Source organism: Thalassospira xianhensis MCCC 1A02616, from assembly GCF_003326475.1.
Taxonomy (GTDB): Bacteria; Pseudomonadota; Alphaproteobacteria; order Rhodospirillales; family Thalassospiraceae; genus Thalassospira; species Thalassospira xianhensis.
Map to the genome: position 1 here is coordinate 1 of NZ_JPWA01000018.1, position 25,886 is coordinate 25,886.

Consider the following 25,886-nt stretch of genomic DNA (forward strand, 5'->3'; position numbering starts at 1 on the left):
CATAGCGTCGCCGCTCCAGTGCCTCGGACCGCGCCCGTCGTGCCGCTTCTGCCGCACTTTCCACGTCATCGACGGACGGCGGATTTGCGGACGGACTGGTGGCAATTGGCGGTGGCGCTGCTGGTTTTGGTGTCGAAAACAGACTGCCCATGATGCCCCTTTGCCTCCCTCTGCCTCATCCCATAGACGGGACCTGAAAAACCAAATGCCCCAAACCGGAGCCCTAAAACAAAAAAGCCCCAAGCCGGGGCTGAAAACAAAAACGCCCGCAACGCGGTGAAGCGATGCGGGCGCAATTGTGGTGTTGACTTCTCCCTTATGGCACAAGAAAAAGAACAAATCAAGAACATTTTTCAGAAAAAAACACTCTCCCACCATAAGCCTTTGTTTCCGCACGTTTTATCGCGCAAAAAAGTTGATGCGGCGTCACGATCCAGAACCCGGAAATGCCCAGCAACCGTTTGACGAACTCGACACAGGTAAACGCGCCCAATCGCACCCGCCTTGGCACTTCCGCCGGATAACTGACCCAGATGCAGTCAAATCCGCGCGCCCGGTAATGGGCTTCGGGGTCAAACAGAACCGAATACTGCCAGACATCGCATGCGATCCTGTGGCTTTGCGGATCGATGCAGATCCACTCCCCGGCACGTCCGCCCGACATCAACACGAAACAATGCCGGAAACCGGGTTTCAGCCACCGCAAAAGCCGCTTTTCGGGTGCATCGGCAAACACGACAAGCACATCGCGCATCACCGGTTCAGTTGGCGAATTTACCGGCTGTTTCGGCACAGAATCCGCCTGAGCACCCGCTTGAATATCGGGCCGGATCGCCTCTCGGGTCAAAGTCTGCATGGCGGCAATTCCCCCGTCATTTTGATCATTTTCTCGGGATGGTGAAAGGCATCCTCGGCCCCCGGCAGGACGATATCACGCGCAATCAATGCCTCCTGCAAGGCTGCCATCGCATCGCACCAAAGATCATATTTCGGCTTTTCACGCCCATCGCGCGGATCGGGTGTGCGTTCCACCAGCCCGTAATATTCGATCACCTGCAAATGCCGGTCATCCAGCACATTTTCACGCCGTAACCGCATGACCGCGTTATAGATATCATCCGGGTCGCACGGGCGCACAACGTCGCTGGCATCCGCCACCACACGCGCCCCTTCGATCCGTGACGCCTGGCACCGCACAAACCAGAACCACGCCTGCATGGCACTGGAAAACGGGGTCGTCACGCGGTCCGCTATCGGCTTGGGAAAAAGTCTCTGCTCACTCATTCTACCCTCCTGCTGAACTGCCTGTCTCGCATCAACACCCCCGAAAAACGCGTGCAAATCTCCCGTCTCGCGCCTCGAAGAAGCCCAAAGCCAATTGCCTGCCGGATATGTAAAGATGGCCAATTTGATACGTGCAAAACTCGGCTTACAAGCCGTTTTCCGCCATTCTGACTGCATCAAAGCTATTTCCGGATGCACTTCCGGTGTTGATGCACAAGCTATAATCTCTTTTTGTTCTCATTGTAAAGGATTAATTTCCTATTATTCAAACAGCCGCAAAAATCCTCGACTTGCGGGCCAGCGGATGAATAATGGCCTGTGAAATATCCACAACCAGACGAGAGACTCCCATGAGCTGGGCCAGCATCAAAATGACGCAACAGGAAGCAATGGGAACATCGACCGACTTTGTCGACGCGTTTGAAAAACTGTTCATTTCCGCCCGAAAACCGCGCGACGCTGCCCTTTTCTGTTCGCGCGAACTGGGGCCCGATGATGCGTTTTTCCTCTCCCCCGGCGCGCAAAAAATTGCGGCCTCCCTGCTCGCCCTTCGCCCGGCCACGAAATGCAAGGCCCCGTCGAAAAAGGATGTGATCCTGCTGGCAGGCCACGATGACGGGATTGCGCTTCTGCGCTAATCACCGCCCGGCCCCTTTCGTCACAAAACCCTTCCTGAACTGTCTTCATGGACGCCCCATCGGGCAATTTTCCATCACCGGTCGATGCAGTCCATTGCATGCCGATCCACTGACAGTCAGGAGTCTCCCATGGCAAATGCACCCGCCCCGCGTTACGAGCTTTACAAGGACAAAAAAGGCGAATGGCGCTGGACCTATATCGCGCGCAACGGCCTTAAAATCGCCATGAGCAGCGAGGGCTACAAAGCCAAATCCGACTGCCTTCACAGCATCGATCTGCTGAAATCATCCAAGGATGTTCCGGTGCACGAAGCCACGGCTTAAAACCCTCTGCGAAACACAAAACCCCGGCGCAATTCGGCCCGGGGTTTTGTGTTTCTTCCGCCGTCCCAAGCCGTAAATTTACGGCAGGTTTTCCTTGACCACGACCTGCATGATCAGGTCGGCCACCCCCTGCATCGGGACAGCACCATTGCGGATATTGTCAAATATTTTCAAGGTGTTCTGCACGATAATATCCGGGCTTTGGGTGATCACCACATCCATGATGTCCTCAAGCAGGAATTTGCGCGTATCGGGTGTTAATCCATGCCCGATAAAAACAATATCCCGCCCCCGATCACTTTCGCGAAGGGCCCGTGCAATCCCGTCCGATGACCCGCCAACATTGTAAATCCCGATCAGGTCGGGATATTCCGCCAGAAGCGATACGGTATGGTGATAATTTTCCGCACGATTGTCGTGGCCTTCGCGCGCCGCAATCACCGAAATCCCCGGAAAACTCTCGTCCATCAGGCCAAGGAACCCCATTTCGCGTTCCTCATGCGCCCGGTATGTGCGGCTGGCGGTAATCAGCGCCACCCGACCGCTTGATTGCCGGGTCAACCGACCCAAAAGATACCCCGCCGTCCGCCCGACCGCCCGGTTATCCAGCCCGACATAGGCCGAATGACGCACCCCGGCGATATCAGACACCAGTGTTACCACATGCTTGCCCTGGGCCTGCAAATCCGAAACCGTTTCACGCACCAGCGGATGGTCAATCGCCATAAATGCAATGCCATCGGCGGTTTTGCCATGCTGACGCATGGCATCCGACAGCAGTTTGGGATTGAAACTGTCGATGAAAAAGCACCGCGCGCGGATGTTATAGCCCGATGGCTGCTCGGCCGCGGCCTTGATGGTTTCACCCAGGAGACCAAGATACGGATTGGTCCCCGCCGGCAAAAGGAAAACAACCTTCATCGGGCGCGGCCGCAACGTTTCCTGCATATCGGATTCGGGCAGATAACCAAGCTCGGCCGCAGCGGACAAAACCCGTTTTGCCGTCATTTCGCGCACACCGGCACGTTTGTTCAAAACGCGGTCGACCGTTGCGGGCGAAACCCCTGAAAGGGCTGCAATATCCTTGATTACCGGGCCTGTCGTCTTCGGCATGCTTTCCTCAAAACCATCAAAAAACATCAATTAATGATGTTTGATGAGGGATAAACTTTCACCTACCATCATTTTATTCAAGGGAAAAACAACAATAGCCCTTCATATTCGGCCATAACGGCCTGCGGACCATCACGGGAGGAAACAATGGTCATTAACGGAAAATTCCGTCATTTCGTCGCATCTGTTGCGACGGTCGCCACCTGCAGCCTTTTTGCCTTTGGCGCACAGGCACAGGACTACACCCTTAATTACGGTCACATGAATTCCCCGACCAGCATCACCGGCCTTCAGGCCGACTGGCTGGCCGAAGAAATCGCCAAAAACACCAATGGCGCGGTCAAGATAGACGTTTATCCGTCGTCCCAGCTTGGCAAGATTCAGGAACTGGCCGAAGGCGTTTCGACCGGCGCGATTGCGCTGTCGCATAACACCGCTGGCGCATTAAGCTCGCTTTACGAAGATTTCGGCGTGCTTGATACGCCCTATCTTTACCGCGATTATGATCACCTGATGAAGGTCGTCGACATTCATTCCCCTGTGATGGAAGAACTGAATAACGGCCTGATCGAAAACACCAATATGCGCGTGCTTTACGCGTTTTATTTCGGCACCCGTCAGTTGACGGCTGATCGCCCGGTTAAAACCCCGGCCGATCTTTCCGGTGTCAAAATCCGTGCAATCCCGTCCCCGGTTTACCTGACCGCGGTCGAAGGCCTGGGTGCTGCACCGGTCCCGGTTGACTGGTCCGAAGTCCCGACCGCTCTTGCGACCGGCATCGTTCAGGGCCAGGAAAACCCGGTCAACGTGGTGCTGGATCACAAACTTTATGACGTGCAGTCGCACATGATGCTGACCGGTCATATCTCGGCTGCTGAAATCGTCGTGATCAATGAAGACACCTGGCAAAGCTTCCCCGATGACATCAAGGCAGGCATCGAAAAGGCCGCCGAAACCGTCCGCCAGAAAGCATCGAAAATGATCCTTGATCAGGAAAGCGAAGAGCTTCAGGCGCTCAAGGATGCCGGCATGACCGTGATCGGCCCGGATGACGGGCTTGACGTGGCCGCCTTCCGCAGTGGCGTTGAAAAACTCGTCCATGAACGCTTCGACGAGAAATACGGCGCCTATTACGAAAAGATTGCCGCTGTAAAGTAATCGCGCTTCGGGCGGTCCGGTCGCCACGATCAAAGCCGGACCGCCCCGAACTTCGCCTTTTTCTGTTTTTCCGCTTCTTGTCCGGGGTTTGTCATGCCGAACCGGAATTCTCCGATCTATCGGGGGCTCGACCATATCTGTCGGGTTCTGACACTGCTTGCCATGCTGATGCTGGCATTGATGACGGTGCTGGTGGTCGGTCAGGTGATCCTGCGCAATTTATTCGATCTTGGCCTGCCATGGGCGGATGAACTGTCGCGCGTTTCCAATATCGCGCTGGTGTTTTTCGTCGTCCCGGCCCTGATGCTCCATAACCGCCATATCGCGATTGACCTGCTCTATAGCGCGCTTCGCCCGCGCGGAAAGGCAATCCTGCGGACCGCCAATTACATCCTGATCACCGCCTTTTCCGGCGTGTTCCTGTTTGCGCTTTACAAGTTTCTTCTGCGGGCTGGCAAGTTTTCAACACCCTCGATGGGGTTGTCCAACCTTGTCGTCTATGCCCCGGCGGTGATTGCCATTGTGCTGCTGGCCGCGGTTGCGATTTACCGCCTTGTCACCGGCACCGAACCCGCCGCCCATCACGAAGAAGCCGACGATAACAACGACGAAGACGACAGCGGCGATAATAACGACGCTATCGATACCGCCGCCACGATTGCCGTATCCCGCGAGGAACCCCGCCCATGATGAGCGCGACCCTTCTTGTCCTGTTTCTGGTTCTGATGCTGATCCGGCTGCCGATTGCCGTGTGCCTTGGCCTGTCTTCGGCCGTTGTCATGATCCTGTTTAACCTGCCGATGACGGTATTGGCGCAACGCACGGTCAATGCGCTGGATTCAACGCCACTTCTGGCCGTGCCACTGTTCATTTTCGCCGCCAGCCTGCTCAGCACCTCGGGTGTCACCAACCATCTGTTTGAACTGGTGCGCATGATGGTCGGCTGGATCCGGGGCGGCACCGCACAGGTAAGCGTACTGGTCAGCCTGATCTTTTCCGGTGTGTCCGGTGCGGCCCTTGCCGATATCGGCGCACTCGGTTCGATCCAGATCAAGATGATGCGCAAACAGGGCTACAGTGCCGAATTTGCCTCGGGCATCACCATGGCGGCCGCCACCATCGGCCCGATTTTCCCGCCCAGCATCCCGATCATCATCTTTGCCTCGGTTGCCAATGTATCTGCCGTCAAACTGCTGATTGCCGGGATCGTGCCCGCGGTTCTGATCACGATTCTTCTGATGTTGCAGGTCGGCGTGATGGCCCGGATTTACAAACTGCCCCGTGACGAGGTCAAATTTGACTGGGCCGCGTTTGGCCGAAAATTCGTGGTGTCCCTGCCCGCCCTTGCCGCCCCGGTTCTTCTGATCGGCGGGTTGATTTCGGGCTATTTCGGGCCGACCGAAGTCGCCGGGGTAACGGTTGCCTATGCGCTGTTCATCGGCAAATTCATCTATCGCGAACTTGATGTCAAACGCATCATTGCCGCCGCCCGCGATACGGTCGATGCCACCGGCAGTGTGCTGTTTATCGTTGCCACCGCGGCCCTGTTTGCCTGGGTTCTGACCATGGATCGGCTACCCGCAACCGCCAGTGCGTTCCTCCTCGACCTGTCGGACAATCCATTGATCCTGCTTTTCATCGTCAATGTGTTGCTGCTTGTCGTCGGCATGTTCCTGGAATCAATTGCCGCCATCCTGATCATTGCACCGATCATCACCCCGGCCCTGACGGCTGCCGGTGTCGATCCGCTGCAACTTGGCATCGTCTTTGTCCTGAACCTGATGATCGGGCTTCTGACACCGCCGGTCGGGATGAGCCTCTATATGGTCAGCATCATCGCAAAGATGCCGCTCCATCGGGTCATACGCGGCGCGTTGCCCTTCCTGATCCCGCTGTTTTTATCGCTTCTGGCGGTGACCTGCATACCGGCAATCTCGACCTGGTTGCCAAACCTTCTTGGATAAGTGAGGAATTATGAGCAAGTTTTTGGGCGAAATCCGCCAGCTCGGCTATGTCGTGCCCGATATCGAGGCCGCAATGGACTATTGGGCAACCACCATGGGTGTCGGCCCCTGGTACTATAACCCCAAGGTCCCGATCGAAGATTACCGTTACGATGGCAAACCTTACGAGGTCCACAATTCCGTCGCCCTTGCCAATTCGGGCTTTGTGCAGGTCGAACTGATCCAGACCCGTAATGATGCACCGTCGATGTATCGCGATTTTCAGGAAGCAGGCCATACCGGCCTTCAGCATGTCGCCTACTGGACGCAGGATTTCGACAATGATCTGGCGCTTATGGAATCACAGGGCTTCAAGGTCAAAATGAGCGGCACGGTCGGCGAAAATGGCCGCTTTGTCTATTTCGACAAGGAAGACCATCCCGGCACCGTGATCGAACTTTCCGAAGTCGTCGGCCCCAAAGGCCGCCTGTTCAAAACCATTTACGAGGCATCCGTCGGCTGGAACGGCGATGATCCCGTGCGTCCCTTCCCGTCGCTTTCGGAAATCTGAGCCATGGACCTGATCGAAGCCCGTTACCTGATCGAAACCCCGATGGACCCGGCCAAAATCGCCGCCATCATCGCGGGCGAACAAAGCAGCGGCACGTTTGTGCGTGTTGCCGGGGAAACCGACGAACTGCGCGAACGCTGTGCGGCGCGTGTCCTGTCGGTGACCGAACTTGATGCCGCCACCGAACCCAGCCTGCAAAGTGCCTATTTACAGGCCAAGGGCATCGGGGGTCCCTATCGCCGGGCCGAAGTCCGGGTCGGTTTCCCGAGCAGCAATATCGGGCGGAACCTCGCGACACTGGCATCCACGGTTTCAGGCAATCTGTATGATCTGGGCGAAATCACCGGGTTAAAACTTTTGGATATCAAACTGCCTGCATCCTATCGCGATCTGTATGACCGCCCGGTTGCCGGAACCCGTGGTACACGCACCCGCATGAAGGTCGAAGGCCGGCCGTTCTTTGGCACGATCATCAAGCCAAATGTCGGTCTTCGCACCAATGACATCGCCGATCTGGTCGAACAGCTTTGTGAGGCAGGTGTTGATTTCATCAAGGATGACGAAGTCTGCGCAAACCCTGCGTCCGCCCCGCTTACCGACCGTATTCCCACCGTCATGGAACGGGTGCGCAGATATCGTGACCGTACCGGGCGCGATGTGATGATTGCTTTTAACATCACTGATGAAACCGATGCGATGCGCCGCCATGCCGACCTGATCGAAGACGAAGGCGGATCATGCGCCATGGTCAGCATGAACTGGGTCGGGCTGTCGGCCATGCAGACCCTTCGCGCATCAACGCCGCTTGTCCTGCACGGGCATCGCAACGGCTTTGGCGCATTGTCGCGCCATCCGCTTCTTGGCATGGCCTTCCCCGCCTATCAGACGCTCTATCGTCTTACGGGCATGGACCACATGCATGTGCATGGCATGGGTGGCAAATTCTGCGATGACGACGCCGAAGTCACCGAAAGTGCCCGCCTTTGTGGACAGCCGCTTTGTGCCGGTGAAACAGATGATATCGTGCTTCCGGTCTTTTCATCCGGTCAATGGGCGGGCACCGTTCCGGCAACATTTGATGCCGTCGGATCGGCTGATTTCATGTTCCTTGCCGGCGGCGGCATCCTTGCCCATCCGTCGGGACCAGCCGCCGGTATACGAAGCCTGCAAGACGCATGGGAAGCCTGCGCAACGGGCCAAAGCCTTGACGCACAGGCAAAAACAAGCCCCGCCCTGGCCGAGGCACTGGCTTTCTATGGCAACAAGGCCTGATCGCGATGGCCGATATCGTTTTCTGCGCAGATGATTTCACCGGGGCGTCCGATACGCTGGCAACACTGGCGCGCGGCGGCAAATCCGCCCGCCTGTATCTAAGCCCGCCCCGAATATCGGACCACCCGGAAATCGCAGACCTCGATGCGATTGGCGTTGCCACCTCGCTTCGGGCTGAAACGGTTGAAAACGGTACTCAACATATGGATGATCTTGTCGCCGGTCTGGGGACGGCAGGCGGCAAAATTCATCATTTCAAGGTCTGCTCGACCTTCGATAGCGCGCCCGAAACCGGCAACATCGCACAGGTGGCAGACCGTTTTGCCAAGGGTATAAATGCCGATTGGCAGGCGATCATCGGCGGGCAGCCATCGCTTGGCCGATATTGCCTGTTTGGCAATCTTTTTGCCGCCGCTGGTGATGGCAACATCCACCGCATCGACCGTCATCCGGTGATGCGCGATCATCCGGTAACCCCGATGAAGGAAGCCGATTTGCGCCGCCATCTTGGCGCGCAGGGCTGGCACGATATCGGGCTTATCGATGTCACCATGATCCGGCGCGGGTTGCTTTTCCTGACCACCGAAATCCGCAAACGGCTGGCGGCCGGGGAAAAACAGACATTGTTTGATGTCGGCGACGCCCATGACCTTGAAGTCATCGGTCTGGCTTTCCGCGCGATTGCGGCGGATACCAAAATCCTGTGCGTCGGGGCCAGCAGCGTCGCGCAGATTTTAACCGCCACCAACGGCAAAACCGCCCTGCAACCAACGGATCCGACTGCCCCCCAAACCCGGCGCGATGGCCCGGTTTTCGCCTTTGCTGGCAGTCGTTCATCGCTGACCGCGCAGCAGGTTGCGGCCACCCGGTTATGTGAAAAAGTCGAAATCAATCCGGCCGATCTGATTGATGATGCCCGCTTTGCCCGCAAGGTCGAAACCTGCCGCGATATGCTTTTGGGCAATCGCCATGTTCTGGCAACCCTTGGCGATGATGCGACGCATGGCATTGGCGGCCATAAACTGGCCCGGGCAAGTGCCCGGTTTATTGCCGCTGTTTTGTCGCACGCCCCGGTCGGTTTCCTCGCGATTGCGGGCGGGGATACTTCAAGCCTTGCCGTGCTCGAACTACCAATCGACAGCCTGTCCTTCGTAACCGATTTTGATCGCGGCGTGCCGGTGATCCGGGCACACAGCACCAACCCGCAGCTTGACGGTCTGGAAATGATCCTCAAAGGCGGGCAGATGGGCAGTGCCGATATTTTTGACCGGGTCGTTTCACGCATGGAAAACCCGCATCGTTCCTGACACCGTTTGCCAAAGCCGAAATTAATTCCGTTTCCGAAGCAATAACAGACTGCTAGGATGACGCATGATCCGGCAAGAACAGATATGGGGCGCGCTTGACAAGATCGCCGAAGATAACGGGCTGTCCCCCTCCGGACTGGCCCGTTTGGCGCAGCTTGATCCCACCACTTTCAACCGGTCCAAACGCACGACAAATCAGGGAAAGCCGCGCTGGCCCTCGACCGAAAGCATTTCAAAGGTGCTCTCGGTGGCCAATGTCACCTTTCAGGAATTTGCCCAGCTTGTCGATGGCAACGGGGCGGGGCGCGTGCCGGTCATCGGCTTTGCCCAGGCCGGGAATCGCGGCTTTTTTGATGATGCCGGTTATCCGGTCGGCGGCGCATGGGAAGACATCACCTTTCCCGCCCTGCATGATCCGACCGCCTATGGCCTTCGGATTGCAGGCGATTCCATGGCCCCGGTCTTTCGCGATGGCGATCTGATTGTCGTCTCCCCGGCATCAAATATCCGCCCGCAGGATCGCGTGGTTCTGAAAACCACATCGGGCGAAGTCATGGCCAAGGAACTGGTGCGCCGCGGGGCGATGGGGGTGGAACTCAAATCGCTGAACCCGGCTTATGAAGACCGCTATGTCGAGGCCCGCGACATCGACTGGATCGCCCGCGTCCTTTGGGTCAGCCAGTAAAAGCCCCCCACCCTTTGCAATCTCCTCAAATGGGGATGGTGCATCGGGGAATTTGCGTGATAATCGATCTGAAACAATGCGGTTGGGATATTCCTTTTTGCGTATGATTTCCCATCTGAAGCAATAGCGCCCCAACCCCGGGAAGGATCGAATTTGCGTCTGGGCCCTGTTCATATCATCCGCTTTGCAGCGATCACGCTAACCTATTTCGTTTTCGGTTATGCCGGGTTGCAGTTTCCCTTCTATGGCAGCAGCGTCACCCTGATCTGGGCGCCATCCGGGATTGCGTTGGGGGCTCTGATTGCGTGGGGCTGGCGGTATTTTCCGGCGGTATTCCTGGGCGCGCTTCTTGTCAATCTGACGACATCCGCCCCTCCGGAAACAGCCATTCTGATTGCGACCGGCAATACTTTGGCCGCAACCCTTTCATCGCTTCTGATCGTCAGATTTTGCAGCAAAACACCTCTTCTATCCGCGCGCGGCATATTTGGCCTGATTGCCATCGGCGGGATCGGCGGCCCGGCACTTGCAGCACTGTGCGGCACGCTCAGCCTCAGCCTGACGGCAATCGGAAATTTCGATAAGTTCACCACCATCTGGCACGGCTGGTGGCTTGGCGATCTTGTGGGGGCCCTTGTGATCGGACCGCTGGTCTTGCGCCTGATCCATCAGAAATGGCGTGCGAACGGTCTGGCCTATTATGCCGAACTTGCCTTTGTCTGCGTCGCAACAATCATTGTTTCGTCTGCCGTGCAAACCACGCCGCTGATCGCCAAGCCCGAATATCTGTTTATCTTTGTCTCCCTGCCCTTTGTCCTGTGGGGGGCCATCCGGTTCGGCTTGCTTGGTGCGGCACTGGTCAATGCCCTGATCGTGATTGATATCGTGGTTTTTGCCGCAATGGGCGAAAGCACGTTTCTCAACATCAATATGAATGTCGGGCTGGCAAACCTTTACAGCTATGTCATCGCGGTCACGATTGGCACCCTGTTGCTGGGTGCGGGGATCGAAAAAATCAACATCGTCACCTCGCGCACCCGCGACGGCAGGATTTCAAACGATATTCACCGGCTGCGGCGCAATCTTGCGCTGATTGTCGGTCTGCTGGGGTTTTCGATATCCGGGCTGGCGGCATGGTACACATTCGGTCAGATCGACGAGGCCACCGATGCCCAGACCGAACAATATCGCCGCGCGTTCGAGGCATCGCTTCGCGAGGAACTCGGCCGCGCCACCGACAGCCTGATTGCGGTTCGCACCCTGTTTGATGTGCATGGTGATGTGTCATTTCACACGTTCAACGCCATGATCGGCCCGTGGGTCGAACGACGCGCAGGTGTCGGAGCACTGGAATGGGTGCCCTATATCGAAGGCCGCGCCCGTGCCCTGATCGAAGAAAACGCCTCGCTCCGCGGGGTCGAAAATTTTGAAATCCGCAATCTGGTCGATGGCGAAATGCAACCCGCCCCAGAACGCGATGAATATTTCCCGGTTTTTTACGTCTTTCCGCGATCCGGCAATGAAAGCGTGATCGGCTTTGACCTCTCAAGCGAGGAAATCCGCAATCGAGCCCTGCAAACAGCCATCCGCACCAACAACATAACGCTGACCGAACCAACCCATTTGTTCCAGTCCGCGACAGCCGAAATCACCGCACTGGCCTTCTTGAGCGTCCCGAACCGGCGCAATCCCGGCCCGGCACCACTTGGCCTTGCGGTAGGTGTGCTGCGTCTGACCAATATGATCACGCGTGCGGCACGCATTGCGCGTCTGCCGTCGGATTTTGAAATCCATCTGGCCGATCTGGATGCACCGGCAGGTCATCAACTGATCTATTCCAACCGCCGGGCCGACTACGCGATGAGCCACATCGCTGACGAAATCACGGCAGGCTATAACCCCAAAGTATCGACCTTTACCTTTGGTTTCCGCGACTGGACAATTGTCCTGCACGGGCCCGGAGCACGCCTGAACGGGCTTTTATACTGGCAGCCCTGGGCGATTTTTGTGTTCGGTGCAACCATCAGCATCCTTCTGATGGTTTATCTGCGCTCGCTGACCCGGACGGAAAGACGGATCGTCGATCTGGTCTATCAACGCACCCGCGAACTTGATAACGCCCGACAGGAAGCCGAAAACGCCATGAATCAGGCGCAGCAGGCCGACCGCGCAAAATCCGAATTCATCGCCCATATGAGCCACGAATTCAGGTCGCCGATGACCTCGATCCTTGGCTATGCCCAACTCGCCCGCGACGGGATCGACAACCACGCCCCCTCCGAAACCATTCGCAGTTACCTTTCGACCATCAATGGTGCCGGGCGGCATGTTTTATCCCTGATCGGCGATGTCCTTGATCTGTCAAAGATCGAGGCCGGCAAACTGGTCCTTGAAGAAGTCCCGACCGACATCCACGCGATATGCGAGGAAGTCGTTTCCATGATGATGGTCCCGGCGCGCAATCAGGATAACCGCCTGCATCTTGATATCCCGAACGACATGCCGCGCTGGGTGATCGGGGATCCGGTCCGCATCAAGCAGGTACTGACCAATTTCGTCTCCAACGCGATCAAATTCACCAAATCCGGCAATATCCATGTTGCCGTCATCCCGCAGAAAATCGCCAATGGCCGCATGGCATTCCGCGTCACGGTCCGCGACGAGGGGATCGGTATTCCCGCCGACAAGGTCCGCTCGATCTTCGAGGCCTTCACACAGGTCGACACATCGACAACGCGCCGCTTTGGTGGCACCGGACTTGGTCTTGCCATCTGTCAGAAAATGATCCTTGCGATGGGTGGCACGATTGATGTCGAAAGCACCGAGGGCAAGGGCAGCACCTTCTGGTTTGACCTCAACCTGCCGCTGACGGATGCGCCAAAACTCGTCAGCGAAGCCGAAGACGACAGTCAGCTCGGCCTTGCCGATCCGGACAAGCCGCGCGTATTGGGCCGCAAACTTCTTCTGGTCGAAGATATCCAGATCAACCGCATTCTCGCCCAGAAACTGCTTGAACAGCAGGGCCATGAAATCAGTGTTGCCACCAACGGGCAGGAAGCCCTGAACCTGCTGCAGGAACAGGACTTCGACGCGGTTCTGATGGATGTGCATATGCCGGTCATGGACGGGATAGAAGCCACCCGCCAGATCCGCAAATTTGCTGACCCGGTCAAGGCAACCATCCCGGTTCTGGCCCTGACCGCCGACACGTCAAACGACAATCTGGCCGAATTTCGCGAGGCCGGCATGGACGCCCATTGCACCAAGCCGCTGGATATCAAGGCCATCAACCATGAACTCGCACGCCTTGATTACCGCATGCTGTCTGAACGCAAACAGCAACTGACTGGCACCGGGGAATAACCCCGGCACCGGTCAGCATGCATACAATATCGCGCAATCAGGTTTGATCAGCCCCGATACGAAATCCCGATCATATCCGCCAGATGTTTGGCGACATTGGGCCCCGCGGCCAATATCGGCCCGCCATCCTCAAGCACGTTGGGCAGATCAAGGAAATCATTGCACCAGCCACCCGCCTCGCGCATCAGAACGATCCCTGCCATGCAATCCCACGGATTGATATGCGGCTCGTAATAACCGATCAGGCGCCCGGCACTGGCATAGGCCATCATCAACGCGCATGATCCGTTGCGGATGAACATGCCTTCCTCGTCCAGCAACTGGCCGATCACCGGCACGATCGAGCTACTGGGCAGGCGATGCGACATGCCAATCCCCATCACACCATCGCTGACCCGTTTGGCACTGCTCGCCTTGGCCGGCTCGCCATTCACACGCGCCCCGTCGCCGATGACCGCACTGAAAAGCTCGTCATTGCATGGATGATAAATCAGGCCGATGACGGCTTCTTTACCGATCATAAGCGCCACCGAAATGCACCATGTCGGCATCTGATTGACAAAACACGCCGTGCCATCAATCGGGTCAATCACCCAAAGGCAGTCATTGTCTCCCTTCTCGATGCCCATTTCTTCGCCGAGGAACCCATCCTCGGGAAAGGCATCGCCGATCCTGTCGCGAATGATCGCCTCGACATTTTTATCCGCGATGCTGACCATATCTAGCGCGTTGGTTTTGGTTTCAATCGCAAGGTCGGCGGCGTCGCCTTCATAATATTCCATGGCGCGTTTACCCGCCTCGCGGATCACGTCGCGCGCATGTTCAAACCGTGCCTCGATATCAATTCCCGAGAATGCTTTTTCCACTTTGTCCCTGCCTGAAACAGTTTTGTTGTTGATCGATTATTCTGCCGAAACCACGGCCATGCCGCGTTCGGAAAAGCCAATGGCAACCTGTTCACCCGCGATGATCGGTGTATCGATCCGGTGATCGATCACAAACAGCTCGCCAATCGGGGTTGCCACGGAATACTGCATCTGACTACCAAGATAGGCTGCATGCGTAATGTGACCTTTTAGCGACGTTTCAATGACATGCGCATCGCCGGCAATCGCGGCCAATCCCGTCAGTTGCACCGCATCGGGTCGCACGGCAACCCGGACCGGTCCCTTTGCCTGTCCGCGATGGCGCAGATTGCATTGCGCACCACCGATATCGATACGGGCATGGTTGCCATCAATATTGACGATCTCGCCATCGACCAGATTGGCATCACCGATAAAGTCGGCAATGAATTCCGATTGCGGCTGCTCATACAATTCGCGTGGTGTGCCCTGCTGGGCAATCACCGCCCGGTTCATCACGATGATCCGGTCCGAAACGGCCAGGGCTTCTTCCTGATCGTGGGTGACATAAACCGCCGTCAGGCCAAGTTTCTGCTGCAAATCGCGGATTTCGGTCCGCACATGGCGACGAAGCTTGGCATCAAGGTTTGATAACGGCTCGTCCAGCAACAGAACTTCGGGTTCCAGCACAAGCGCACGCGCCACCGCCACCCTTTGCTGCTGCCCGCCCGAAAGCTCGGACGGCAGGCGACCGCCATATCCGCCCAAGCCCACAAGGTTCAGGCCTTCCTCGGCCTTTTCCCTGGCTTCGGCCTTGGCAACGCCGGTAACACTCAGCCCATAGGCAACGTTTTCGGCCACCGTCATATGCGGAAACAGGGCATAGGACTGAAACACCATACTGACATCACGGTCCGTCGCCGGAAGCTGTGTAACGTCCTTGCCCCCAATCAGGATTTTGCCCGTGGTCGCATGTTCAAGCCCGGCAATCATGCGCAATGTCGTGGTCTTGCCACAGCCGCTCGGCCCCAGAAGGGTCACAAGCTCGCCCGGATTGATGGTGAAAGATACATTGTCGATCGCGGTAACCGCCCCCTGACCATAGGTCTTGGTGACATTGTCGAATACGACCGACCCCGCACGCGTTTTCAGTTTCATGAATGCTTCTCTCTCAGATTACGTGCTGCTGTCTTGTCTGGTGCTGCCTCAACCCGGTCCTCCCGGCGCAGACGCCGTTGTCCGATAAGACCATTCACAACAAGGATCGCGGTCAGCATGACAAGGATCAGAACACTGCAATAGGCAATCGCAACGCCGTAACGTCCGTTTTCGACCAGCCCGATGATATAGGACGTCGCCATATTATGGTCGGCACTGACCAGGAATATCACCGCACTGACCGACGTGATCGCGCGCACAAAGCTGTAAACAAGTGCGGCAACAATCGCCGGGCGCAACAGCGGCAGGATCACACGGCGGAACGTGGTAAAGCTGTTGGCACCAAGTGTCAGGGATGCTTCATCAAGGCTTTTGTCAAGCTGGCTCATGGCGGCAATCCCGCCGCGCACCCCGACCGGCATGTTGCGGAAGATAAAGCAGATCACAAGGATCACACCCGTCCCGGTCAATTCGAACGGCGGCACATTGAATGCCAGAATATAACTGACACCAATCACCGTGCCGGGAATGGCAAAGCTCAACATCGTTCCAAATTCAAACGCGCTCTTGCCCCGGAAGTTCTGACGCACCAGCAGATAGGCCGTCGTCAGACCAACCGCCGCCGTCAGTGGTGCCGCAATCGCCGAGATGTTTAACGTGGTCCAGAAACTGTCCCATGCTGCCCCGGCCCAGACGATGCCATGTTCGCTCCAGCCGATGCCAAACGCATCGCTGTAATTATCGAACGTCAGGCTGTTATCAAAGCCCCAGCGTTTGACAAAACTGCCATAGAAAATCATGCCATACAGCACGACCGTAAAGATCGCCCACGGAATGGCGGTAAAATAGCACGCCAGACGCATTCCGGGATTAAGCCCGACATGGGCACCATTATCGGCCTTGCCCGATACCGTGGCATAGGATTTTTTGCCCAGCCAGAACCGCTGTGCGGCAAAGGCCGAAAGTGTGAAGAACAGCAGGATCATCGCAAGGACGGCGGCCCGCCCGGCATCGTTTTGTGCGCCGACAATGGCAAAGAATATCTCGGTCGACAGCACTTCATAATTGCCACCCAGAACCATCGGGTTACCGAAATCGGCCATGCTTTCGATGAAGGCGAGCAGGAAGGCATTGGCCAAACCGGGGCGCATCAATGGCAGCGACACATTGACAAACGTTTTCCAACGCCCTGCCCGCAAGGTTTGCGATGCTTCTTCCATCGACGGGCTGACACCTTCAACCACACCGATCAGCACCAGAAAAGAAATCGGGGTGAAGGACAGGGTCTGTGCCAGCCAGATTCCAGGGAGGCCATAAAGCCAGCGCCCTGCCTCCACCCCGAGCAGATCAGCAAAGAACTGCGTTACAGCCCCCGATCTGCCAAAAAGAAGGATCAATGCCAGGCCAATCACGAATGGCGGGGTGATGATTGGCAATACCGTCAGAACCCGCAGCGGCTTTTTGAACCGGAACCCGGTCCGCGTCACGACAAGCGCAAATGAAAGCCCCAGCAAAGTGGTCGAAACAGCGGTCAGAACTGCCAGAAACGCCGTATTCCACGCAACTCCGCAAACACCCCCGGCAAGGCAGCCCAGCCCCCAGATGCTGTCGTCAAAGAAGTTGCGGATAAAGGCCACACCTGAAAGGTTGCCATCAATATCGACAAACGATCCGATGAAAATGCGCGCGACCGGAAAGAATACAAACAACCCGACAAGCGCAATAACCGTCCCGATGGCAGAGGTGACAAAAACATCACCACGCATCGCCCCCGCTGCGGCAAGGCCGGTGCAAAGCATCACAAGCAGGCTGGCCGCGACAAACATCGCGCCATAGCCAAGGCCATATTGCCGGACATCAAGCGGCCCGAACATCACCTCAAGCCAGCCAAATCCCCAGCCGGAAATACCGACAAAAAAGCCCTGCCCGACCAGATAGACCAGTCCCCCCAACCCGCATGAAATCAGGATACGGGCATAATGCGGATGATCGCGCCCAGCCCGTATCAGTGCGAGTGGCGCCAGCAGAAATACCGCAATCGGCAAAAGCCAGAATTTTTGATGGATAATCGTTTGAAGAATCGCAGGCGAATAATCGCCATACATCGGATAGCCGTCATACAGCCATTCCAGGGTCCAGAACCCGTACTCCTGCTGATACCAGGGTAAAATTGCAAAACCGATCCAGCCGATCACCAGCCAGAACCAAAGCATCCGGTTCACCGAAACTCTCCTGCACGCCGAATTGAGAAGTCTGGTTCTGCCCGCCCAATGATCACACCGGACGAACAGAACCGTTAAGGCAGATCGCGCTTATTGCGGCGCGGTTTTGACTTCTTCGTCCCAACGCGACAGAAGATGACGGCGGGTTTCCGCATCCCCGTATTTCGCGAAGTCATAGTCGATCAGCTTCAATTCAGTCAGGCGTGGCGCGCCATCCGGAATTTTGGACTCTTTGTTGGACGGCACCTGATAGCTGTGCGCGTCTTCGGCAATCGACTGGGTTTTCGGTGACAATGCGAATTCGGCCCAGATTTTCGCATTTTCAAGGTTGCGTGCACCTTTGATGATGCTCATGGAGCCCACTTCATAACCGGTCCCCTCGCACGGCGACACCACCGTCAGGTTCGCACCCTGTTTGATCTGGGCGACCATGTCATGCATGAAGGTAATGCCGATTGTGGTTTCGCCAACCGCAGCTGCCTTGATCGGGGCGGAACCCGATTTGGTATACTGGTTGACGTTCTTGTGGATTTCTTTCAGCAGGTCAAACGCCTTATCCTCGCCAAACAACTGAACCAGTGTCGCAAGCGCGGTATAGGACGTCCCCGAAGAATTCGGATTGGCAATCTGAATTTCACCCTTGTAGGCCGGATTTTTCAGATCTTCCCAGCATTTCGGTGCCGGCAGGCCCTTTTTTGCCAGAAGATCGTTGTTATATCCGATGCCAAGCGCACCGGCATAAACGCCAACCGTGCGATATTCGGCATTTTCGGCCTGACGCACGGCCCAGTCGTTCAAATCGCCAAGTTGCGGGGACTTGTATTCTTCAGTCAGGCCTTCGGCGGCGGCCTGAAGATGCGGATCGCCCGTCCCGCCCCACCAGATATCAAGCTTCGGATTGGCAGCCTCTGCACGCACCTGTGCATAAGCCTCACCCGAACTTTTGCGAACCATCGATACATCGATGTCATGTTCCAGCTCGAACGCGGTTTCCATCATCTCGCACCATTCATTATCGGCCGAGCAGATAACATTAAGCCGACCCGCCGCATTGGCCGAACCGGTGGTCGCAACCGCCATCAGGCCTGAAATCGCGACAGTGGCAAAAAGAGAATTTCTGATCGTCATTTGGGTTTCCTCCCGGTTTGCATTTCGTTGAATGCACACGTGTGCATTACCATTGCGCAAATCACGTGCTGGAATGATTTAATCATAAATTCCATGAAATGACAGAAAAATTCTATTTAGAGCAAAAAAACTCTCGCCATTTATGAATAACCACCTGTTTTTAAATGCAAAAATTTCATCCTCACAAACCGCCACCACAAAACCATACGTTGCTCTCAGCAAGGCCTCCGCCTTAAAACTTAACGCACACGTGTGCGCACAACCCGCAGAAACATCGCGAGTCAGCCGTTTTGCATCAGAAATCGAAGAAAAATCGGCCTGAAATCCGTGACAAAGACCGGCTCAGGCCGTCCGGCGACGCGTCATTTCAACCGGCAGGATCAGCCGCTGATCCGTCAGGGCATCACCCCGGATGCGCTGGCGCAGCCGATCCACCGTCATTTCGGCCAGCTTCGTGGCACTTTGGCACACAGTGGTCAATTGATAGGCCCCCTGCCGGGCGGCGGCAATATCGTCAAACCCGACCACGGCAATATCTTCGGGGATGCGCAGGCCCAGTTCAAACCGGGCAGCGTCCAGAAGACCCAACGCAATATGGTCCTTGGCACAGAAAATCGCGTTTGGCGCGGTTTCCGGCGTTGCCAGAAATTTAAGCGCGGCATTAAAGCCTCCGTCATAATCGGCACTGTCGCAAACCAGCGGGGTAAAGCTGATATCCCCGTTCGCAAGGCGCGGTGCAAGGCGCGAAACGAATGTTTCGCCCCGCACATTGCCGCTGAATGTCCCGCCTTTGACATTGAGGAACCCGAACCGGGTTTTCCCGGTTTCAAGCAACAGATCGGCGGCCATTTCACCGCCACGCACATTATCGCAATTGATAACATCCGCCCCTTCCAGCCGCCCGGCACGATTGACCAGAACGACGGGCACATTGCGTTTCAGGAAATGCACGCCAACTTCGGGCGGCGGGCTTCCCGATGTCACAACCACACCAGCCACCTGATATTGCAACAGATGCATCATCGATGTGCCCATCTGGGCCGGGTCGGATACATCGATCACCAACGGACGATAACCGGACTGCTGAATGGCTAGGATGAGTTTATCAAGGAATTCAACGCGGAACGGATCGGAAAGCCCCGATGTCACCAACCCGATCAGATCGCTTTTGCGCGTATTCATCGACCGGGCAATTTTATTGACGTGATAGCCAAGCCGGTTGGCGGTTTCCTGCACGCGCTTGCGGGTCGCATCCGATATCCGCCGGTCGCCTGATAAACAGCGCGAAACGGTGGATCTTGAAACACCGGCCTCGCGCGCAACATCGGCCGAGGTCACAATATGCTGCATATCACGGCCGGGTTCCGCCCCGTCTGCGTTTGCGCGATTGTGTTTTGCCTCGCTCATCCCCGACATTTCCCTCGTCATACCGGGCCAAAATGTTTTTACACCCTGATTTCACGGTCCCCGTTACGGCAAAACACATAGCACAGCCCCTCTGATCCGCCAACGCACACGTGTGCATGATGCGGGATATTTCACAGAACTGTCATTTATCGCAACTTCCTTAAAAACGGTCTCAAACCGGCATTTACCCTGTCAGTTTTCTTTGACCATGATCACGCAAAGCCCCTATTCTGGATGTCTTGCATCGCCCCGCGACATGCAAATGCCACCCGAAATTCGATCAGGAGCAAGAAGAATGGGTCACGCCACCACCGCAGACACCAAAGCCGTCACGACATGGACCTGGTACAAAGGCGAATGGCACGCAGGCAACCCGATGATTATCGGCCCGCAGACCCACGGTATGTGGATGGCCTCCACAGTCTTTGACGGTGCGCGCCGCATTAATGGCAAGATGCCCGACCTTGTACCCCATTGCGCACGTGTATTGCGTTCGGCTGAACTGATGGGTCTTGCCCCGAAAATCACCACTGATGAAATCGTCGCCCTCGCGCGCGAAGGCGTTCAGAAATTCGATCCGTCGCTCGCCCTTTATATCAAACCGATTGTCTATGGCGGCGAGGGTTTCCTTGCACCAACCCCTGAAAGCGCGCAGTTCGTACTGTGCATTTCGGTATCCGACCTGCCGGACGCGATCAAAACCGGCTTCACCGCCCGGAAATCAAGCTTCCGCCGTCCCTCACCCGAAAGTGCACCGACCGAGGCCAAGGCATCCTGCCTCTATCCCAATGTCGGCCGCGCCGTGGCAGAGGCCACAAAGGACGGTTTTGACACTGGCGTAATGCTGGACCCAATCGGCAATGTCGCGGAATTTTCCTATGCCAACCTGTTCTACGCCAAGGATGGCAAGGTCTTTACACCCGTAATCAACGGCACGTTCCTGAACGGCCTGACCCGCCAGCGCGTGATCAGGCTTCTGCGCGAAGACGGCGTAGACGTCACAGAAAAAACCGTGACCTATACCGAACTTGAAAATGCCGACGAAATCTTTGGCACCGGCAATTATTACAAGGTCGCCCCCTGCGTCAAACTCGATGACCGTAACCTCCAGCCCGGCCCGATGACCAAACGCGCGCAGGAACTTTACTGGGCGTTTGCCGAACAAAGCTAAGATAAAGCCACACACCAGACAGGAGCGGGATCAGATCACCTGACCCGCTCCCACTCGATGGCAATCCTAAGTCCACTTGGTCGGCTAAAGCTCTCGATCATCCGATCACCCTCAACCCGAAGCTCAAGCTCCTCGGTCGTACGAACGCTACCTTCCCAGTTTGGAAAAGTAGAACCAAGAACGGTATTACCGCTGAACACGCCGTTTTCATCGACCGTATATGTCCCGAAAAAGCCAATGCTACCTGCCATTGCAGCGGCATTTTCTGCTGCCGTTCCCTCTCCACGTATATCGGATGCAAAATCGGGCACTCGCGGATCAAGAAGGACAGCGACAAACTCCATCTCCCGGGTAAAAACCAACCTTCCCTCAGGCTCAGGACCATAAGGCTGATTTACCTGTCCGTTTGTGTCTGTCAGTTCCGCTGACACAATTCGCCAAATGCCCTCAACCTCATTTTTCTTAACGGTCTCTGCGCGTGCCGCCGAAATTGCACTGAATGAAAAGGCGAAAATTAACTCCAAAAACAGCATCCCCGCTGCGAGCGCCGCCAGCATCCATCGCCGCAACCAGACCGCATTAGCCAATACAGCCCGTTCATCTGTTCGCTTAACGCCAATTTCTCGCATCAGAAAGCTCCTGTCACAATTCTGGGATCATCGCAGTCGCGGCTCGGTTGCCGCACTGCGTCATGAACAGGAAAAACTATATCTCTCTATATGCCCTGATAAGGGTAGTTCTGATGCATAAGGCGGTTAGAAATTCTAACTAATCCGCTTGATGTCAAACGGGCCGGATCATATGTCCGGCCCGTTCGCTATCCAAATCGGCTAAACCCGGCTTTACTGCGCAGCAGGCATCACCGGCACACTGCTGCCTGCGACATAGGGATATTTGCCAAAGATCGCAGCGACTGCCTTGCGCACCCCCAGATCGGGATTGTTGCGAAACTCGCTGTCGATACGGCCAACTGCAGTGCCTTCCCAGATCATCTGATCGGTGCGACGGTCCACAAGATCGACTGAAATCGTTCCTTCGGTATAATTGTCAACATATCCCGGTTCGACATAGCCCGGCCAGCCGACATACATCCCGCTGCGATAGCCGTAATATCCCCCATAATAAACCGGCGGCGATGTCCGCGTTTTTTCCTCGGTCTTGAGATGATAGTTGATCAATATATCGGGGGTATTGATATCAACACTGTATCCCCGCGCCTCTAACGCGGCGCTGACAGCATCCTCAATCCGCTGACCATGCAGGGTGGCGTATTTTTCGTCCGACTTTCCGGCTGACTCATAAAAGGCAAAGGTCCGGTAACGCGAAAAATCGGCCGCCGGATCGGCATCGGTATAGACGCGCGGGCCTGTCGCGCAAGCCGACAGCAGCATCGCCATTGCACCCGCCATCATGATCTTGACCATATTCATGCGGTCATCCTTTCGATGTTTGCCCGTTGATATTGACTATCATTTACCGGCATTCTACCGATGAAACCGGTGAATGGAAATTCCTGATTTCGTTTGAAATTCAATTCTATCATTCTGGCAACCCGATGGCAGACCGGCATGCTTAACGATTAAACCCGGATCGTAACAGCAGGCCAAGGTTACGCGGATTTTCTCCGACACGCCGCCAGGCATAGGCCCACCAGTCTTCCCCGAACGGGGCATAAAGCCGCAAGCGGTAACCACGCGAAACAAGATCACGTTGCAACGGCTGATTGACACCGTAAAGCATTTCAAATTCAAATGTATCGCGCGGCCAGCCACGTGCGTCGGCAAGGCTGGCAATCTTTTCCAGAAGCTCGCGATGATGTGAGCCGAAAACCGGGAAAAATCCTGTTTCACGCGCCCGGTCGGACAACATCATATCTGCCAGCTTCAGGTAATTGGCATCAATATCGGAACGTCGGGTAAAAGCCACACTGGCAGGCGGGGCCATCGCCCCCTTGACCAGACGCACCATCGCGCCCTGATCAATCTTTCGTATCAGGTCGCCTTCGGTTCGAAACAGCCGCGCCTGCAAGGTCTGGGCAACCGGAAAACCTAAATCACGCAATTGATCATGCAACGCCAAAGTATCATCGATCATGTCGAAATCTTCCATGTCGATCATAAGGCGACGGCAACGTTCGTCATTTCGCCCGGCCACGATTTCACCAATCATCCCGGCCAGTTTTTGCGCATTGTTCCGCAACATCGCCGGGTCCTGCATATAACCAAGCTGTGACGGATCAACCGAAACATGGACATCAAGCCCAACCTCGTCCAACTTCGGGACCAGATCGGCAAGCTGGGTAACCGTGCGCGTGACCTGTGCCGGGTCTGTGACATACTCGCCCAGATAAAAGCTGGAAATCCGGATACCCTGCCCGTCCAATTCTCGTCCTCGTGCCATATGATCGGCAGCATCGGAACCACTCACAAATTGTGCCGCCAGCCCGGTTTTCCGCCCAACTGCCTCGCCCATACGTCTTAGTGCGGGGCTGCATGCCATCGAAATCATCGCCTTTTGCCAGAAACCCATCGTCAACTCCGCCTTGGTCAGATGCAAAAGCATCACCATCCGGGATAAGCCATCAAACTTATTGAACGAAATGAAACCGGATCAAACAAAAAGCGACCCGCCAGATGACGGGTCGCTTGGTATTTCACGGCAGTCTGTAAACCCGAACGCTTACGCGCCCAGTTCTTCACCGGCAATCGCACGGTCGATCAGTTGAATGCTTTCATCAATACCGTAGAGCGCGATGAACGAGCCCATACGCGGCCCCTGTTCCTGCCCCAGCAGGATTTCATAAAGCGCCTTGAACCAGTCACGCAGGTTTTCATAATTGTGGTTTTTACCCACCTCGAACACCTGCGTCTGGATGTCACCACCATCGGTGTCGGCATCAAGGGTTTTGAGCATATCGCGAAGCTCGGTCAGGGCTGCCTTTTCGGCATCCGTCGCAGCACGGTATTTTTTCGTCGGTTTGACGAAGTCGTTGTAATAGTTGATCGCGTAGCCGACCAGCTTGTCGAGATACGGCGCGTTTTCCGGCGTTGCGCCCTTGGCATAACGCGAAATGAACGCCCAAAGCAGTTCCGGGTCGCTGGTATTGCAGACCGAAACCAGATTCAGAAGAATACCGAATGACAACGGAATATCACGTTCCGGTGCCTTGCCTTCATGGATGTGCCATGCCGGGTTCTGCAAAAGCTTTTCCGGGTCGGTTTCGGTTTTCAGCTTGTCGGCAAAGGTCAGATATTCATCAACCGTCTTCGGGATGACATCGAAATACAGGCGCTTTGCGGTTTTCGGCTTCTGGAACATGAACAGCGAAAGACTGTCTTCCGGCGCATATTTCAGCCAGTCTTCCATCGAAATGCCGTTGCCCTTGGATTTCGAGATTTTCTGCGCGTTCTCGTCAAGGAACAGCTCGTAATTGAAGCCTTCCGGCGGGGTACCGCCAAGCGCCTTGACGATCTTGTTGCCAAGCTCGACCGACGGAATAAGATCCTTGCCCGCCATTTCGTAATCAACGCCAAGCGCATACCACCGCATCGCCCAGTCCGGCTTCCACTGCAATTTGCAACGCCCGCCCGTGACCGGGGTTTCGACCAGCTTCCCGGTTTCGGGATGTTCATAAACGATGGTCCCGGCTTCAACGTTAAGTTCGGTCACCTTGGCCATCAGGACTTTGTTGGTGCCTTCTTCGACCGGCATGAACGGGCTGTATGTCGCGCGGCGTTCTTCGCCAAGGGTCGGCAGCATGATTTTCTGGATTGCATCATACCGTTCCAGAAGACGCAGAAGCGCTGCATCAAACATGCCCGAACGGTAGCATTCGGTCGAAGATTTGAATTCGTAATCAAAGCCAAAGCTGTCAAGGAAGTCACAAAGCCGCGCATTGTTGTGATGCGCAAAGCTTTCATGCGTACCGAACGGATCCGGCACGCTGGTCAATGCCTTGCCAAGATGCTGGGCGACCATGTCCTTGTTCGGGATATTATCAGGTACCTTGCGAAGGCCGTCCATATCATCCGAGAAGCAGAACAGCTTGGTCGGAATATCGGACATCTGTTCGAACGCGCGGCGGACATAGGTTGTGCGCGCAACTTCGCCAAACGTCCCGATATGCGGCAGGCCCGACGGACCATAACCGGTTTCAAACAGCACATAACCCTTCTCAGGCTTCTTCTGTTTATACCGCTCAACCAGCTTGCGGGCTTCCTGAAAAGCCCAGACGTTGCTGTTTAGTGCGGCATCACGAAGATCGGCTGTCATTTTTGAAACCTTGTTTGTCAGTTGT

Annotated in this window: 24 protein-coding genes; 12 read left to right on the top strand and 12 right to left on the bottom strand. The window is 55.9% G+C overall.

Annotated features, from left to right (window positions below):
• Positions 1-340: 340 nt before the first annotated feature.
• Together TH5_RS14880 and TH5_RS14885 are read right to left on the bottom strand one after the other, a co-directional pair.
• Positions 341-856, bottom strand: coding sequence for a hypothetical protein (locus TH5_RS14880; protein ID WP_114122483.1), 516 nt, complete (start codon positions 854-856; stop codon positions 341-343).
• Positions 844-1,284: a hypothetical protein gene (locus TH5_RS14885; protein ID WP_114122484.1), complete on the bottom strand. Its 441-nt coding sequence runs from the start codon at positions 1,282-1,284 to the stop codon at positions 844-846. Before TH5_RS14885 ends, TH5_RS14880 begins: the two co-directional genes overlap by 13 nt.
• A gap of 115 nt (positions 1,285-1,399) precedes the next feature.
• Here TH5_RS14885 and TH5_RS25325 point away from each other — a divergent pair, with 115 nt between their 5' ends.
• From TH5_RS25325 to TH5_RS14895, 3 genes are all read left to right on the top strand, one after another.
• Complete coding sequence (locus tag TH5_RS25325) at positions 1,400-1,606, top strand: hypothetical protein (RefSeq protein WP_147250110.1); 207 nt, start codon at positions 1,400-1,402, stop codon at positions 1,604-1,606.
• Positions 1,607-1,634: 28 nt separating this feature from the next.
• A complete protein-coding gene (locus tag TH5_RS14890) occupies positions 1,635-1,922 on the top strand; it encodes a hypothetical protein (RefSeq protein ID WP_114122485.1) in 288 nt (95 codons plus the stop codon).
• A 129-nt stretch (positions 1,923-2,051) separates the two neighbouring features.
• Positions 2,052-2,246, top strand: coding sequence for a YegP family protein (locus TH5_RS14895; protein WP_114122486.1), 195 nt, complete (start codon positions 2,052-2,054; stop codon positions 2,244-2,246).
• A gap of 78 nt (positions 2,247-2,324) precedes the next feature.
• Here the strand turns inward: TH5_RS14895 and TH5_RS14900 are convergent, their stop codons facing one another.
• Positions 2,325-3,359 (bottom strand): LacI family DNA-binding transcriptional regulator, encoded by a 1,035-nt coding sequence (locus tag TH5_RS14900; protein ID WP_244204930.1) that lies wholly within the window; start codon positions 3,357-3,359, stop codon positions 2,325-2,327.
• Positions 3,360-3,506: 147 nt separating this feature from the next.
• Here TH5_RS14900 and TH5_RS14905 point away from each other — a divergent pair, with 147 nt between their 5' ends.
• From TH5_RS14905 to TH5_RS14940, 8 genes are all read left to right on the top strand, one after another.
• Positions 3,507-4,517: a TRAP transporter substrate-binding protein gene (locus TH5_RS14905; RefSeq protein ID WP_114122488.1), complete on the top strand. Its 1,011-nt coding sequence runs from the start codon at positions 3,507-3,509 to the stop codon at positions 4,515-4,517.
• A 93-nt stretch (positions 4,518-4,610) separates the two neighbouring features.
• Positions 4,611-5,207: a TRAP transporter small permease gene (locus TH5_RS14910; RefSeq protein WP_114122489.1), complete on the top strand. Its 597-nt coding sequence runs from the start codon at positions 4,611-4,613 to the stop codon at positions 5,205-5,207.
• Positions 5,204-6,481, top strand: coding sequence for a TRAP transporter large permease (locus TH5_RS14915; protein WP_208638457.1), 1,278 nt, complete (start codon positions 5,204-5,206; stop codon positions 6,479-6,481). Before TH5_RS14910 ends, TH5_RS14915 begins: the two co-directional genes overlap by 4 nt.
• A gap of 10 nt (positions 6,482-6,491) precedes the next feature.
• Positions 6,492-7,031, top strand: a complete 540-nt coding sequence (locus TH5_RS14920; RefSeq protein ID WP_114122491.1) for a VOC family protein — start codon at positions 6,492-6,494, stop codon at positions 7,029-7,031.
• 3 nt (positions 7,032-7,034) lie between these two features.
• Positions 7,035-8,303: a ribulose-bisphosphate carboxylase large subunit family protein gene (locus tag TH5_RS14925; RefSeq protein ID WP_114122492.1), complete on the top strand. Its 1,269-nt coding sequence runs from the start codon at positions 7,035-7,037 to the stop codon at positions 8,301-8,303.
• Positions 8,304-8,308: 5 nt separating this feature from the next.
• The gene (locus TH5_RS14930) at positions 8,309-9,610 is read left to right on the top strand and encodes a four-carbon acid sugar kinase family protein (RefSeq protein WP_114122493.1); all 1,302 of its coding nucleotides are present in this window, start codon (positions 8,309-8,311) and stop codon (positions 9,608-9,610) included.
• Between the two features lie 64 nt (positions 9,611-9,674).
• The gene (locus TH5_RS14935) at positions 9,675-10,295 is read left to right on the top strand and encodes a LexA family transcriptional regulator (RefSeq protein ID WP_062952746.1); all 621 of its coding nucleotides are present in this window, start codon (positions 9,675-9,677) and stop codon (positions 10,293-10,295) included.
• 153 nt (positions 10,296-10,448) lie between these two features.
• Entirely contained in the window at positions 10,449-13,658 is a 3,210-nt protein-coding gene (locus tag TH5_RS14940; RefSeq protein ID WP_244204931.1) for an ATP-binding protein, read from the top strand.
• Positions 13,659-13,705: 47 nt separating this feature from the next.
• Here TH5_RS14940 and TH5_RS14945 read toward each other — a convergent pair whose 3' ends face one another.
• The 5 genes from TH5_RS14945 to TH5_RS14965 form a co-directional block, all read right to left on the bottom strand.
• On the bottom strand, positions 13,706-14,524 hold the full coding sequence (locus TH5_RS14945) for an inositol monophosphatase family protein (RefSeq protein WP_114122494.1): 819 nt from the start codon (positions 14,522-14,524) through the stop codon (positions 13,706-13,708).
• Positions 14,525-14,560: 36 nt separating this feature from the next.
• On the bottom strand, positions 14,561-15,661 hold the full coding sequence (locus tag TH5_RS14950) for an ABC transporter ATP-binding protein (RefSeq protein ID WP_114122495.1): 1,101 nt from the start codon (positions 15,659-15,661) through the stop codon (positions 14,561-14,563).
• Positions 15,658-17,874 (bottom strand): ABC transporter permease, encoded by a 2,217-nt coding sequence (locus TH5_RS14955; protein ID WP_114122496.1) that lies wholly within the window; start codon positions 17,872-17,874, stop codon positions 15,658-15,660. The genes TH5_RS14950 and TH5_RS14955 overlap by 4 nt, the downstream gene beginning before the upstream one ends.
• Positions 17,875-17,973: 99 nt before the next feature.
• A complete protein-coding gene (locus tag TH5_RS14960) occupies positions 17,974-19,011 on the bottom strand; it encodes an ABC transporter substrate-binding protein (protein ID WP_244204932.1) in 1,038 nt (345 codons plus the stop codon).
• 342 nt (positions 19,012-19,353) lie between these two features.
• Positions 19,354-20,418, bottom strand: coding sequence for a LacI family DNA-binding transcriptional regulator (locus TH5_RS14965; RefSeq protein ID WP_167443565.1), 1,065 nt, complete (start codon positions 20,416-20,418; stop codon positions 19,354-19,356).
• A 295-nt stretch (positions 20,419-20,713) separates the two neighbouring features.
• Between TH5_RS14965 and TH5_RS14970 the strand changes: the two genes are divergently transcribed.
• A complete protein-coding gene (locus tag TH5_RS14970; RefSeq protein WP_114122498.1) occupies positions 20,714-21,589 on the top strand; it encodes a branched-chain amino acid aminotransferase in 876 nt (291 codons plus the stop codon).
• 35 nt (positions 21,590-21,624) lie between these two features.
• Here TH5_RS14970 and TH5_RS14975 read toward each other — a convergent pair whose 3' ends face one another.
• The 4 genes from TH5_RS14975 to TH5_RS14990 all read right to left on the bottom strand — a co-directional run bounded on the left by TH5_RS14975 (position 21,625) and on the right by TH5_RS14990 (position 25,861).
• Positions 21,625-22,218 carry a lipocalin-like domain-containing protein gene (locus TH5_RS14975; protein ID WP_244204933.1) on the bottom strand — a complete coding sequence of 198 codons (594 nt, stop codon included), beginning with the start codon at positions 22,216-22,218 and terminating at the stop codon, positions 21,625-21,627.
• Positions 22,219-22,431: 213 nt separating this feature from the next.
• On the bottom strand, positions 22,432-23,019 hold the full coding sequence (locus TH5_RS14980; RefSeq protein ID WP_114122499.1) for a DUF4136 domain-containing protein: 588 nt from the start codon (positions 23,017-23,019) through the stop codon (positions 22,432-22,434).
• 142 nt (positions 23,020-23,161) lie between these two features.
• Positions 23,162-24,118, bottom strand: coding sequence for a proline dehydrogenase family protein (locus tag TH5_RS14985; protein WP_114122550.1), 957 nt, complete (start codon positions 24,116-24,118; stop codon positions 23,162-23,164).
• A gap of 150 nt (positions 24,119-24,268) precedes the next feature.
• Positions 24,269-25,861, bottom strand: a complete 1,593-nt coding sequence (locus TH5_RS14990) for a lysine--tRNA ligase (RefSeq protein WP_114122500.1) — start codon at positions 25,859-25,861, stop codon at positions 24,269-24,271.
• Between the last annotated feature and the right edge of the window lie 25 nt (positions 25,862-25,886).